Annotated in this window: 14 protein-coding genes, 3 tRNA genes and 1 pseudogene; 13 read left to right on the forward strand and 5 right to left on the reverse strand. The window is 37.4% G+C overall.

Features of this window, described 5'->3' with window-relative positions; genetic code table 11:
- Window positions 1-82: 82 nt before the first annotated feature.
- Window positions 83-676 carry a hypothetical protein gene (locus AB1467_04815; protein ID MEW6295588.1) on the forward strand — a complete coding sequence of 198 codons (594 nt, stop codon included), beginning with the start codon at window positions 83-85 and terminating at the stop codon, window positions 674-676.
- Here the strand turns inward: AB1467_04815 and AB1467_04820 are convergent.
- The 4 genes from AB1467_04820 to AB1467_04835 form a co-directional block, all read right to left on the reverse strand.
- On the reverse strand, window positions 651-1076 hold the full coding sequence (locus AB1467_04820) for a hypothetical protein (GenBank protein ID MEW6295589.1): 426 nt from the start codon (window positions 1074-1076) through the stop codon (window positions 651-653). The genes AB1467_04815 and AB1467_04820 overlap by 26 nt on opposite strands.
- A 512-nt stretch (window positions 1077-1588) precedes the next feature.
- Window positions 1589-1683, reverse strand: a tRNA-Met gene (locus tag AB1467_04825).
- 160 nt (window positions 1684-1843) lie between these two features.
- Window positions 1844-2377, reverse strand: a complete 534-nt coding sequence (locus AB1467_04830; protein ID MEW6295590.1) for a hypothetical protein — start codon at window positions 2375-2377, stop codon at window positions 1844-1846.
- Between the two features lie 53 nt (window positions 2378-2430).
- A complete protein-coding gene (locus AB1467_04835) occupies window positions 2431-2967 on the reverse strand; it encodes a tRNA (cytidine(56)-2'-O)-methyltransferase (protein ID MEW6295591.1) in 537 nt (178 codons plus the stop codon).
- Window positions 2968-3016: 49 nt separating this feature from the next.
- Here AB1467_04835 and serS point away from each other — a divergent pair, with 49 nt between their 5' ends.
- From serS to AB1467_04870, 7 genes and pseudogenes are all read left to right on the forward strand, one after another.
- Window positions 3017-4351, forward strand: a complete 1335-nt coding sequence (gene serS / locus AB1467_04840; GenBank protein MEW6295592.1) for a serine--tRNA ligase — start codon at window positions 3017-3019, stop codon at window positions 4349-4351.
- A 59-nt stretch (window positions 4352-4410) separates the two neighbouring features.
- Window positions 4411-4518 (forward strand): annotated as a pseudogene (locus tag AB1467_04845) (helix-turn-helix domain-containing protein).
- A 742-nt stretch (window positions 4519-5260) separates the two neighbouring features.
- A tRNA-Lys gene (locus tag AB1467_04850) sits at window positions 5261-5371 on the forward strand.
- Window positions 5372-5393: 22 nt separating this feature from the next.
- Window positions 5394-5702, forward strand: a complete 309-nt coding sequence (locus AB1467_04855; protein MEW6295593.1) for an NUDIX domain-containing protein — start codon at window positions 5394-5396, stop codon at window positions 5700-5702.
- A gap of 15 nt (window positions 5703-5717) precedes the next feature.
- Window positions 5718-5840 carry a hypothetical protein gene (locus AB1467_04860; GenBank protein MEW6295594.1) on the forward strand — a complete coding sequence of 41 codons (123 nt, stop codon included), beginning with the start codon at window positions 5718-5720 and terminating at the stop codon, window positions 5838-5840.
- 65 nt (window positions 5841-5905) lie between these two features.
- Window positions 5906-6538 (forward strand): LAGLIDADG family homing endonuclease, encoded by a 633-nt coding sequence (locus AB1467_04865; protein ID MEW6295595.1) that lies wholly within the window; start codon window positions 5906-5908, stop codon window positions 6536-6538.
- Between the two features lie 45 nt (window positions 6539-6583).
- Window positions 6584-6715: transfer RNA gene (locus AB1467_04870), tRNA-Phe, on the forward strand.
- A gap of 2 nt (window positions 6716-6717) precedes the next feature.
- Here AB1467_04870 and AB1467_04875 read toward each other — a convergent pair.
- On the reverse strand, window positions 6718-7191 hold the full coding sequence (locus tag AB1467_04875; GenBank protein MEW6295596.1) for a GNAT family N-acetyltransferase: 474 nt from the start codon (window positions 7189-7191) through the stop codon (window positions 6718-6720).
- Window positions 7192-7250: 59 nt separating this feature from the next.
- Here AB1467_04875 and AB1467_04880 point away from each other — a divergent pair, with 59 nt between their 5' ends.
- The 5 genes from AB1467_04880 to guaA are packed head-to-tail and all read left to right on the forward strand — an operon-like array spanning window position 7251 to window position 13295.
- Window positions 7251-8534, forward strand: a complete 1284-nt coding sequence (locus tag AB1467_04880) for an adenylosuccinate synthase (protein MEW6295597.1) — start codon at window positions 7251-7253, stop codon at window positions 8532-8534.
- Window positions 8535-8583: 49 nt separating this feature from the next.
- Entirely contained in the window at window positions 8584-10023 is a 1440-nt protein-coding gene (purF, locus tag AB1467_04885; GenBank protein MEW6295598.1) for an amidophosphoribosyltransferase, read from the forward strand.
- Window positions 10020-11291, forward strand: a complete 1272-nt coding sequence (purD, locus tag AB1467_04890) for a phosphoribosylamine--glycine ligase (protein ID MEW6295599.1) — start codon at window positions 10020-10022, stop codon at window positions 11289-11291. Before purF ends, purD begins: the two co-directional genes overlap by 4 nt.
- 7 nt (window positions 11292-11298) lie before the next feature.
- Entirely contained in the window at window positions 11299-11748 is a 450-nt protein-coding gene (locus AB1467_04895; protein MEW6295600.1) for a phosphoribosyltransferase, read from the forward strand.
- A gap of 11 nt (window positions 11749-11759) precedes the next feature.
- On the forward strand, window positions 11760-13295 hold the full coding sequence (gene guaA / locus AB1467_04900) for a glutamine-hydrolyzing GMP synthase (protein ID MEW6295601.1): 1536 nt from the start codon (window positions 11760-11762) through the stop codon (window positions 13293-13295).
- The last annotated feature ends 35 nt before the right edge of the window (window positions 13296-13330 follow it).

Here is a 13330-nt window from a genome sequence, read left to right on the forward strand (position 1 = left end):
TTTTTAATCAGTTTTATCTAATTAAACAATAATATTTTATATACATAAGCCCAATAATTTATTATTACTGGAAGTGAAGAGGGTGTCTGTAAAAGGATATTTCATTCAATATAAGTTCATTATCCCTTCTAACATAAAACATTCTTCTTACAATTACCAAAAACTATTCCGCGCTTTATATGGCTATTCCCAGACAGTAACCAAATCAAACGGAAAAACCTACAATTATATGAGGCACGGCGTTCTTTCAAAAAGCCCTTACATAAAGCAGGGAAAAAACTGTGTAATAATACAGCCAAATCAATTCCAGGAGCTAATTAATTTTTTCAAGACAGGGAGGAATCCGGCCCATGCTTGGATCACCAAAGGAGACTGGAAGGCAGTATACTATTTGAATGAAAAAGACCTAGAGGAAGAGCATGTTGTCAAGGCTTTGGAGGACTGGGTTGACAGAACTTATATTACAACTCCGTCGAATGAATTCTCCCAACTGCACTCAGAGCTAGAAAAAATGAAGAACTCTGTCATAGCAGGAGAAAAACTGAACCAAACCCACCAAAAAAATGTTATTGAAGCAGCACAAAAAATAATAAACTCTTACTGGTTCAAACAAGTTTACAACAAATCGCCAAAGCTAAAACAATTTTATTCTATTTATAGTTCTTTAAAGGAATAACTTCTTTTTCTTTTTTCCCTTCGCTTTCTAACTCAATCTTTACTATTAAATCCTTCTTCCTCCACCGTCTTTTTCCCCCGGCACTTATTGCCTCGAGGAACCCCATATCGACAAGTGTTTTTATGTAAGGGTAAAGGCTCCTGTCATTCTTGTAGTTTACTTTGAATACTTCCTCAACCCGCCTCTTTATTTCATCCATTGAAACCCATTCATTAAAACCCAAAACACTTAGAATATGGAATGCTTGGGTATTTTCAATTATTTTGAGGTAATCCCACAAAGAGATTATATGCTCTTTTTTGGTTTTCTTTTCTTCTACTTCGTATATCTTCTCTGCTGTATAAGAAACCTTCTTCTCCTTTCGGCCGAACAGCCTTGAAAAAAAATCAAAAATTCCCATACAAGAATAATAATATCATTACTTCTATTTAAATTTATCTCAAAAAAAGATGAAAGCAAAACTAATGATAAATTATATTATTTATAGTAATTACCTAAATATTTTACATTAATGATTATTCATTATAATATTTACATAGCTATTTTGTACTGTTTTTAGGTACTATTTTTATACAGTTTTCATTAAGTTCTAGAAGCATATTATTAGCGGAACTAAAGAGTTAGCATGAGGCTCATAAATATTGCGCCAAAAGTAAGTGTTTTAAATAAGGGTTTGAAACTTCACCATGACAGTTTTTTTGACGCGGATTTTTACGGCAACACGCTATTACTAAAAGTTAGCCTTTGTAGTTTCTGATGTGCGTCATAGACCGACATTTTTTTTGCAGACTTAAAAAAATAGATTGTTATATATATTTACTTTATTTTATGTTTTGCTTTGCCCGCTTTTATGTTTAAGTGCCTATTTCGGGCTTTTTTTAAAGCTGAGGAATCCTTTTGAAAAGGCAGATATAGCGGGGAAAGGATTTGAACCTTTGACCTTCGGGTTGCTCAATAATAAATTTTTTTATGAGCCCGACGGGCACTCCTGGCTGCCCCACCCCGCTTTTAAAGCAGTTTTAACCTCCTTTTTTTGTTTTATTCATACTTTATTTTTTTTATTGATTTCTTGAATTGTTTTAATATTATTTCAGTATATTTTCTTTATTTCTTCTTTAGTTTTCTTGTTCTTTTGGCACAAAACCTTGTCCAACATGATGTGTTTTTTCAGATGTTTTTCTGCAGCTGCTTTAATTCTTTTGTTATTAATTCTATTTGGTTCTTCATTTCCTTTAATCTTTTCTTGTTGTCGATTGAATTCAGTTTTTTCCCGCATCTTGGGCATTTGAATTGGTATTGCACTGCAACCTCGAATGGAACATTATCGCATTTCTCTTTGCATGAAAAGAACACATAGTCTTTTTCAAAATCCACTTTTTTCTCTAATTTGTCTATCTCTTCTGTCTGTGATTCAAGTATTAGCTCTGCTATCCTTTTGGGTTTTATCTCCCAGGTGTAAGAGTACCAGCCGGTCTGTTCGTTTTTTGTTTTCTGGTAGCAGGCAACCCCTCTGTAATGGAGCCTGTTGAGTATTGCCCTTACCTCTGTTATTTTTACATTGAGTTTTTTTGCAACCTCCTCGTCTGTGAAGCCTTTGTTTTTGTTTTTGCAAAATCCTACGAGCTTTATTGCTTCTTTTCCAGCAATATTCTCAAGAAATTCCTTTGTGAGGCTTAGCTCGAGCATTTTGCTTTTTTTCATAATTATCTTCTATCTAATTAATTATATAAATAGTATTCTTTTGTTTTTATTCCCTATTTTTTGTATTTTATGAATTCTTTGCCTTTTATGCTTGGCTTTATTGAAATCTTTGGCTTTGAAAATTTTTTCTCCAGTTCCTTTCCTTTGAACAATTCATGCAGGAAAACCGCAAGGGCGGCTATCTCTGAGTGGGGCTGGCTTGAGACTGAGACATTGTAGTCGCTTAATTTGTAGAATTGCTTTGGCACCTTTTCTGCCCCAACAATTACCATAATTTTTTGGTGTTTTCTTATTTTTTTGATTTCTTTCTGGATTGCAAGCCCGTACATTGTCAAATGAACTATTTTGAATTTCTTCTTTTTGTATTCTTCTGCTTCCTTTTCATGCCTTCTTGAATAGGAAACCTTGAATTTGCCGCCCCACCTATTTACAACATCTTTTATGCTTTCAATTAATTTCTTGTCTTCTTCGCCTGAAAAAATTATTTCTCTTGCCCCTAAAGCCCTTGCAACAAGGGCGCAGTGGCTTGAAACCCTTTTGTCTCTCTCAATCCTGTGCCCAAGTCTTAAAACTGCAACTTCTTTTACCATATAATTTTATTGTTTGCTTTTCAATTTTTATTAATAACGAGTGAATCTAATGCTTGACATAAGATTGGTTAGGGAAAATCCCGAATTCGTAAAAAAGAATTTAGGGAAAAGGCAGAATCCAGAATACCTCAAAATGCTTGACGAATTAGTTGAATCAGACATGAAGTGGCGCTCTATACTTCAAGACGTGGAAGAGCTCAGAAGGCAGAGGAATGAGATTTCAAGGAAGATAACTGAAGCAATACAGCAGAAAAAGGATATTAGTGCATTAAAGCAGGAGGCAAAAGAGCTCCCTGAAAAAATCAAGAAAGCAGAAGCAGAATTAAATGAATTGGAGGAAAAGAATCATTCTGCCTTGATGAAATTGCCTAACCTGCTTGAGGAAGATGTTCCTTTTGGGAAAGATGAAAACGACAACAAGGAGATAAAGAGCTTTGGTTCAATAAAGAAGTTCTCTTTTGAATTAAAGCACCACGGCTTGCTTACAGCAGAAAAAAATCTTGCTGATTATGAGAGGGCAGTAAAGATTTCTGGAACTGGCTTTTACATCCTGAAAAACGAATTGGCCTTAATGGAATTGGCTTTGCAGCGATATGCAATAGATTTTTTGGTGAAGAAGGGTTATTCCTTGATTCTGCCGCCATTCTTAATAAAAAGAAAGCCTTATGAAGGGGTTACTTCTTTGGATGACTTTGAGAACGTAATGTACAAAATTGAGAATGAAGACAAGTATTTGATTGCAACTGCAGAGCACCCAATTATTTCAATGCACATGAATGAAATCCTCCCAGAAGAAGAATTGCCCTTGAAGTATGTTGGCTTGAGCGCCTGCTTCAGGAAGGAGGTTGGAAAGCACGGCCTGGATGAGAGAGGCCTTTTCAGGGTGCATCAGTTCAACAAGGTTGAACAGGTAGTATTCTGCAGGCCTGAGGAAAGCCGGAAATATTTTAATGAATTGATTTCAAATGCCGAATCCTTGTTTCAAAAACTCAGATTGCCTTGCAGGGTTGTTGCTGTCTGCACTGGGGATATTGGGATTGTTGCAGCAAAAAAATATGATATTGAGGCCTGGAGCCCAAGAGAGAAGAAATATTTTGAGGTTCATTCAGGAAGCAATTGCACTTCCTATCAGGCAGTCAGGCTGAATGTAAAGTATAGGAAAAAGAATTCAATGGACAAGGAGTATGTGCACACATTAAATTCCACTGCAATAGCCACAGGGAGGGCTCTCAGGGCAATAATTGAAAACTTCCAGACAGAGAAAGGCACAATAAAAGTGCCTAAAGTCCTGCAGCCTTACATGAACGGAATCAAGGAAATCCCCTCAGAGAAAAAAGCAAAGCCCATGAAAGGAAAAGCTAAAAAGAAAGCAAGGAAAAAATGATTTCACAGGCATTCTACTTCAGTTCTTGTTTTTAAACAGAAAAAATCTATTTTTATTATATGCTTTTATCTGAAAACAGAATTGGTGAAATAGTTAAATTAAGAAGAGAGGGCCTTGCGTACAAAAAGATTGCAAGGTATTTGAACCTTAGCAGTGCCACTGTTTATAAGTACGCCAGGAAAATCAAACTTCCCACAGAAAAATTGGTCAAATTAATAGAAAATGAAGAATTAAACAAAAAAAGATTTTCAGAAAAATATGCTGTTGAAAAGGAAATAAAGAAACCAGAATTAAATGAAGAGTTAGCAACTATTTTAGGGCACTTATTTTTTGATGGAAGCGTCCAGAAACCAGTTAACTCAAAGTACAGGATTGATTACACCAACTATTCATTTGGATTAATAAGAAATTTCAAGAGATTGATGTTCAAATTGTTTGGATTAAATCCAGCAAAGATAAGAGTTTTTTACAGGAAAACAAAATATTTTGGTGTACAATTTTACTCGAAAAAAACTTGGAGCTTCCTTAAACAATATTCTAACTCGTTCAGCACTAAAGAAAATATTGGTGTTCCATTCCAAATTATGAATGCAAACAAAAAAATAAAAGCTGCTTTTCTAAAAGCTTTTTGGGATGACGAAGGGGCTATTTGTTATGACGGAGAATTGAGCGCGAGCTCTAAGAGTGAAAAGATGATTAATGATTTGATTGAATTGCACAATTCTTTTGAAGTAAGCTGCCGTAAAACAAAATCACACGAAGTTTACTATTTAAGTATACGCAGGAATAAAAACAATTACATTAACTTTTCTTCTAGAATAGGTTTTACTTTAGGTAAAGTTTCCAGGGGATACAATAAAGGTAAATTTAAAAATAACATATTGACCCAATTTATTAAATCCCATAATTGGGCCCGTAGCTCAGTTGGCAGAGCATTGGCCTTTTAGGAAAGGCAAGCATTATTTTTGTTTTCTTTCACATGTAAGCCAAGGGTCCCGGGTTCGAATCCCGGCGGGCTCGATAAATTATAATGAGTGGAAAAATGGAGCAGCAGAAAGGTGTTAGGGTAGGCATTGGCGTAATGATTCTGAAAAACAATAAAGTGCTTTTGGGTAAAAGGCATCTTGACCCAGAAAAGGCTGACAGCCTGCTGCACGGAGAAGGCACTTGGACAATGCCCGGGGGAAAGCTTGATTTCGGGGAAAGCTTTGAGGAAGGTGCATATAGGGAAGTCTTGGAAGAAACAGGAATTAAATTGAACAAGAAAAAATTAAGGATTGTAAGCATTACAAACGACAGGGTAACAGATGCGCACTTCATAACCATTGGATTGCTTTGTGAAGACTTTTAGGGTGAACCCAAAGTAATGGAGCCAGATGAAATAACTGAATGGAAATGGTTTCCTTTAAACAATATCCCCAAGCCAATTTTTTTTCCAACTGAAAAGATTTTAAAGAACTATACTGCCAAACAGGTCTACAAGCATTAATAAAAAAATTCAAGGGAAATGTGCTTGCGGCTTCTTTTAAAAAGAGAAAAAATGTTAATTATATAATGAATGAAGAAATTAATGCTTCTGAATGTGAACTTATAGGTGCTATAATCGGTGATGGTCACATCCACAAAAAAGGCCCTAAATATTATGTTGGGGTTACGGGCAATATTCAAACAGATAAAAAATATTTTGGTTATCTCTCTAATCTTATCAAAAAAACATGGAATAAATCTCCACAAATAAGAAAGAGGGCTGGCGGGCTAAGATTAAGATTTTACTCTAAAGAGGTCGTAGAGAGACTTATTAAAAAATTTAGTTTGCCTTTCAATTTAGGCAAATGTTACAAAGTTAAAATACCTGACGTAATTGCTTCTGATTGGGGGTTGTTGAGGCACACTATTAGGGGAATTGCTGATACTGATGGTTCAGTTTTCACTGCAAATAAACCCGGTTCACCAAATTATCCTTCTATTGAAATAACTACAACAAGCAGATTTTTAGCCAGTCAATTAAGGAATATTTTGAACAAACAAGGATTTAAAGTGGCAAAAATATGGGGCTACAAATCAAAGGTGTCGCGTTATCCTGCTTATAAAATTCCTTTAAATGGCAGGAAAAACCTTGAAAAATGGCTTAAAGAAATAGGTTTTTCAAATCCATATAAACTAAATAAAGCCTTGAATGCCCTTTGAATAATAAACTTTATATTGATTTCACAGCCAATATTTTTATTATACGGGAAGGTAGCTCAGTTCGGGAGAGCACACGATAGACTCAAGTCATTATTTTGGTTTGGTTTATGTGAAGCTGAAGCTCAGGATTGGGCAGAGACCGTGGTGTCGCGGGTTCAAATCCCGCTCTTCCCACCATTTTATTTTATTTTAATCCAGCCTTCTCTTTCATCAACAATTTTTATTCCTAATTCCTTTTCTTTTAATTTTAGATTTTGAATTATTTCTTTTATTGCTTCGTGTTTTACTGCTCTTATCTTAACCCAATTTATGTTTTTAACGGACTTTGCTTTCTGAATAAAATTTTCTATTATTTTTAGGGCATAGCCTCTACCACGATATTTTTCTGATACATAAACAGAAAAAACATGCAAAGAATTGCCGTGCCTTTGAAATGCCGTATGCCCAATTATTTTCCCTTTTATTTCAGCTAAGAGAACATCGTAATTTATGGCTTTCAATTTTTTTATTAAGGTTGTTTTTGGAAGCTTCATCAAATGCCTTGTTCTTCTTCCAAATTCAGATCTTTTATCAGCGCCTTTTGCAACTTTATAAATATAATTAGAAGTTTTATTTTTAGGCCTTTTTAAATTTGAGAATAAATAGTACCTCATATTTTAAAAAGGCAGATCAGCTTTAAAAATTTTTCTCAACTTATTATGGAAGGGTTAGTATTCCGAGCACTCTTGTTGTTGGGTCGCAGTGGGGCGACGAAGGAAAAGGGAAGATAATTGACTTTCTTGCAGGGGAAGCTGATTTTGTTGTAAGGTATCAGGGAGGCAATAATGCTGGTCATACAGTAGTTGTGGAAAGCAAGACATTCAAATTGCACTTGCTTCCTTCAGGTGTAATAAGGAACAAGAGGTCCCTGATTGGGGCAGGCGTTGTACTGGACCCGAAGGTGATAGTGAAAGAGATTGAGGCCTTAAGGGAACAGGGATTTGAGCCGAACCTGTGCATTGATTTCAGGACGCAAATTATAATGCCCTATCATTGCATGATGGATTCAGCAAAGGACTCTTCACTGAAAGAAAAAAAGATTGGTACTACAGGCAGGGGCATTGGGCCGTGCTATGCAGATAAGGCTTTCAGGTCAGGCATAAGGTTTTCTGACTTGATTGAAGAAAAGAAGCTGAAGGAAACAATTGCAGCAAACTATTTTTTCTACTCTGAGTTTTTTGGTAAAGTTTTTGGTCAAGAGCTTCCCTTCACTGAAAGCGAGTTGTTTGAAGAATTCAATTCTTTGGGCCAGCAATTAAAGAAATATGCAGGGGATGTGTCAATTGAAGTTAATAAGGCGCTGAGAGAAAATAAGAATGTTCTGATTGAGGGCGCGCAGGGAACAATGCTTGACAATTCTTTTGGAACTTACCCTTATGTTACTGCCTCTCACCCAATAGCAGGAGGAGCCTGCACTGGAATTGGCTTGAGTCCCAAAAAAATTAATAGAATTATTGGGGTTGTGAAAGCTTATACTACAAGGGTGGGCGAAGGGCCTTTTCCCACAGAATTATTCGGGGAAAAAGCAGAGCACTTGATAGAGAAAGGGCTTGAGTATGGGACAACGACAGGGAGACAGAGAAGGGTTGGATGGATTGATTTGCCCTTGTTGCGTTACAGCTCGAGGCTGAGCGGCTTTGATGAAATAGCAATAACAAAGCTTGATGTATTGAATGGAATGGAAAAATTAATGGTTGCAGAGTCCTATTCATTTAATGCCGGCAAAATAGAGGAGTTTCCCCCCTATACTGCGATGCTTGAAAAAACAAAACCTAATTATGTAGAATTTGAAGGTTTTGTTTTGGGTGAAAAGGAAAAGCTTTCTGCAAGAAAAAAAGGTTTTGTTGGACTGCCTGAGGAAGCAAAAAATTATCTGAATTTCATTGAAGAAAAATTGAGTGTTCCAATCAAAATTATTTCTTATGGCTCTGAGAGAAATGATACAATTGTCAGATAAAAGGTATTAAAACTCTTTTCCACATATTTTCTTTATCTTTGGTGGGTTTATGTGTGGCATTATAGGCATTATTTCTGAAAAGGATGTATTGCCTGAACTTTATTTTGGCTTGGTTGGATTACAGCACAGGGGCCAGGACAGTGCTGGAATCCTCTCCTACAATGGAACCCTTAAGGTAAAAAAAGAGAAGGGGCTGGTAGAGCAAATTTTTTCTGAAGATGACTTAAAAAATTTGAGTGCTAACATTGCAATAGGTCATACAAGGTACCCTACAATTGGCTCTGACTTCAGGACTGACGCGCAGCCTTTCTATTTTTCTTTCCCCCACAGGATTGGGATTGTTCACAACGGGAACATAACCAATTATTTTGAGTTAAGGAAAGAATTTGATTTAAAGAAGAAGTGCCTGCATTCAACATGTGATGTTGAGGCAATACTCAACGTGTTTGCAGAAGCCTTGATGTTTATCCCTGACCCTTCAGTTGAAGACATTTTTTCTGCTGTCTCGAAAGTCTTCTCCAAGGTTAAAGGAGCTTATTCTGTTGTTGCATTGATTGGAGGGAAAGGTCTTTTAGCTTTCAGGGACCCGCACGCAATAAAACCTTTAGTGCTTCTCAAGAAAAAAAACAAAGAAAATGGTTTTGCTTTTGCTTCGGAGAGCATTGCTTTAACGCCGTGCGGTTTTGAGGTTGAAAGAAATCTCAAGCCAGGCGAGGCAGTATTCATTGACAATTTCCTTAAGGTCCATTCAAAGACTCTTTCAAATGAAGAGCCCTCTCACTGCATGTTCGAATGGGTTTATTTTGCAAGGCCTGAATCAAAACTAGAGAAAAAGGATGTCTATGAGGCAAGAAAGGAATTGGGAAGGGAATTGGCCTCGCTTTGGAAGCTGACAGGAATTGAAGCTGATTTGGTTGTTCCTGTCCCTGACACTGCAAGGAGTGCTGCGACAATTCTGGCAGAAGAATTAAGGCTTCCCTGCAGGGAAGGCCTGATAAAGAACAGGTATATAGGCAGGACATTCATTATGGGTTCACAGTCAAAAAGGGAGGACAGCGTCAAACTGAAATTAAATCCCATTATTTCAGAAATAAAAGGCAAAAAAATAATCCTTGTTGATGACAGCATTGTTCGAGGTACAACCTCAAAAAAAATTGTGGGGCTCCTGAAAGATGCAGGAGCAGAAAGGGTATATTTTCTTTCAACCTGCCCTCCGATAAAGTGCCCTTGCTTTTACGGAATAGACATGCCTTTAAAATCAGAGCTCATTGCCTCAAACAAGAGTGTTGAAGAAATAAGGAAGTTCATTGAAGCAGATTACCTGCTTTACAATACAATCGAAGGCCTTAAGAAGGCAATTGGAACAAAAGAATTATGCTGCGCTTGCCTTAACGGCAATTACCCTGTAAAGGTTTCCCAGGAAACAATAAAAGAGATAGAGCAGTCAAGAACAAAAGAAAGAGAAAAAATAAAGGAGGCCTCAAAATGAAGATTATTTTAATTGGATCAGGCGGAAGAGAACATGCCCTTGCATGGAAGCTTTCCCAAAGTAGCTCAGCGGAAAGAATTTATTGTTGCCCAGGGAATGGCGGAACAGCAATAGAACAAAAATGCGAAAATGTTCAATTAAAAAATTTTAATGAATTGATTTCCTTCTGCAAAGAAAAAAGTGTTGACCTTACTGTTGTGGGCCCTGAACAGCCTTTATCTGAAGGCGTTGTGAACGAATTCGAAAAAGAAGGCTTGAAGATCTTTGGACCAACAAAAGAGGCAACGCAGATTGAGTCAAGCAAGTCTTTTGCTAAAAGGCTCATGTCAAACAAAAGGATTCCCACAGCAGCATTTGATGTCTTTCGCGACTCGGATGAGGCAATAGACTTCATTAACGAGTATCCTTACAAGAGCCTTGTAATAAAGGCAGACGGCCTTGCAGCAGGAAAAGGCGTAATAGTGTGCAGCTCAAAAAAAGAGGCAATAAAAGCAGTGAAAGACATAATGGAGAAAAAAATTTTCGGCGAAGCAGGAGAAAAGATTGTAATAGAAGAAGAATTGACAGGAGAGGAAGCTTCAGTGCTTGCCTTCACTGACGGAAAAGACATAAAATTAATGCTTTCGAGCCAAGACCATAAAAAAATTTTTGACAACGATAAAGGCCCAAACACTGGCGGCATGGGCGCTCATGCTCCTGCGCCAATTGTAGCAGAAAAAATGAAAGAAAAATTAATCCGCCAAATTTTCAGGCCAGCAATAGAAGGCCTTAAAGAGGAAGGCATAAAATATAAGGGTGTTCTCTATGCTGGGATCATGATAAGGGAGGGGGAGTCAATGCTGCTGGAATTCAATGTAAGGTTTGGGGATCCAGAAACCCAGGCGATCCTTCCGTTGCTTGAAACAGACTTGGCTGAAATAATGAATGCGGTTGTAGAAGAAAGGCTGAATGAAGTAGAATTGAATTGGAGCAATAATTCAGCCTGTTGTGTTGTTCTTTCCTCCAAAGGCTATCCTGAAAGCTATGAGAAAGGAAAAAAGATTTTAGGTCTTGATTCAGTGCACACAGTTTCTGGAGTGAATGTATTCCATGCAGGCACAAAAATTGAAGAAAAAGAATTCCTCACAAACGGAGGCAGGGTATTGGGGGTGACAGGGATTGGCTCAGACCTAAAAGAGGCAAGGGAAAAGGCATACCAAGCAATAAAATTGATTGATTTTGATGGAATGCATTACAGGACAGACATTGGAGTAAAAGGATTGAGATGACAAAAAAATGAAGAAAGAAAAATTGATTGTTTCCTGGGACGAAATTATTCCCTTATGCAAGCAATTATCAAAAAAAATCAGGGAGTCAGAATTCAAGCCTGACGTGCTTGTGGGAATGATCAGGGGAGGCCTAATTCCGGTAAGGATTCTTTCAACTGAACTGAAATGCAATGATGTCTACTGCCTCAGGGCAAAATATTGCCGCAAGGGAAACAAGAGGACAAGGGAGGTAAGAATAATTTTGGGCTTGAACGTAGACCTCACAGGAAAAAAAATTTTGTTGGTGGATGAAATAGCAGATTCAGGCGAAACCCTGAAACTAATAAAAGACTACCTGGCTTTTTTTAATCCAAAGGAAATAAAGACAGCAGTAATCCACTTCAAGCATTCCTCAATAATTGTTCCGGATTATTTTGTTGAAAAAGCAGAGAAATGGGTTCAATATCCCTGGGAGTGAATTGGTTATATATGATTGTAGTGTTAGACTTTGGCTCTCAATACACCCACCTTATTGCAAGAAAAATAAGGGAGTTGGGCGTGAGAGCAGAAATAATGCCTTTCAGTTCCCCCATAAGAAGAATCCAACAAGCAAGCCCTGCTGGAATAATTCTCTCAGGCGGCCCGAAAAGCGTCAATGAAGCAAAATATTTGTACTGCAACAAAAAAATCTTCTATTTTGGGATTCCAATTCTAGGCATCTGCTACGGCCACCAGTTAATTGCAAAAGAATTCAAGGGCAAGGTCAGGAAAGGAAAAGCAAAAGAGTACGGCAGGGAAATAATTGAATTAAAAGAGGGAAAAATATTCAAAGGCCTTGCAAAAAAGCAGGTTGTATGGCTCTCACATGGAGATACAGTAATCAAAGTGCCAGAGGGCTTCAGTGCAATTGCCTCAACAGCAAACTGCCCTGTAAGCGCAATGTGCAATGAAAGCAAAAACATTTACAGCCTTCAATTCCACCCTGAAGTGCATCATACGCCCAACGGGAAAATCATCCTTAAAAATTTCGCTTTCAGGATATGCAAGGCAGGGAAAGACTGGAACCTTACAGGGATTGCAAAAAATTTAATTGAAAAAACAAGAAAAGAGATTGGAAACAGGAAAGCATTGATTGCCGTCTCTGGAGGCGTTGACTCCCTTGTGGCAGCAACAATTGCAAACAACGCAATAAAAGACAATTTGTTCTGCTTTTCTGTAGACAATGGTCTTCTAAGAAAAAACGAGGTTGAATACGTAAAAAACTTGTATGAAAAGAAGCTGAAATTCAAGCACTTCTTTTTGGTTGACGCAGAAAAAGAATTCCTTGAAGCATTAAAAGGCGTTGAGGACCCTGAAGAGAAGAGAAAAATCATTGGAAGGAAATTCATTGAAGTCTTTGAGAGAAAGGCGTTAGAATTAGAGAAAAGATTTGGGAAAATAGACTTCCTCATTCAAGGAACAATTTACCCTGACAGGATTGAGTCAGCTGTTGCCTCAAGGATTGCAGCAAAAATCAAAAGCCATCACAACCTGATGCTCCCAGAAAAAATGAAACTTACAGTATTTGAGCCGCTCAAAGAACTATACAAGGACGAAGTAAGGGAAATAGGCTTGCAATTAAAAATCCCAAGAGAATTCCTGTTCAGGCACCCCTTTCCAGGCCCCGGCTTAGGAGTAAGAGTTTTAGGAGAAATAACAAAAGAGAAACTGGATTTGCTCAGGGAAGTTGACCACATATTCATTGAAGAATTAAAAAAGCAGAATTTGTATGACAAGATATGGCAGGCTTTTGCTGTCCTATTGCCAGCAAAAAGCGTTGGAGTAATGGGGGATGAAAGAACATACAATTACATTGTTTCCTTGAGGGCAGTGAATTCTGTTGACGGCATGACAGCAGACTGGAGCAAAATCCCTTTAGATGCACTGGAAAAGATTTCCAGCAGGATAGTGAACGAAGTCAAAGGCGTGAACAGAGTTCTTTACGATGTAACCCAAAAGCCTCCTGCAACAATAGAATACGAATAAATTTATTAATAACCTAATCCCCTAATAATTTGAGG

The sequence above is a fragment of the Candidatus Diapherotrites archaeon genome, from assembly GCA_040755695.1.
In the GTDB taxonomy this organism is placed as follows: Archaea; Iainarchaeota; Iainarchaeia; order Iainarchaeales; family 1-14-0-10-31-34; genus JBFMAK01.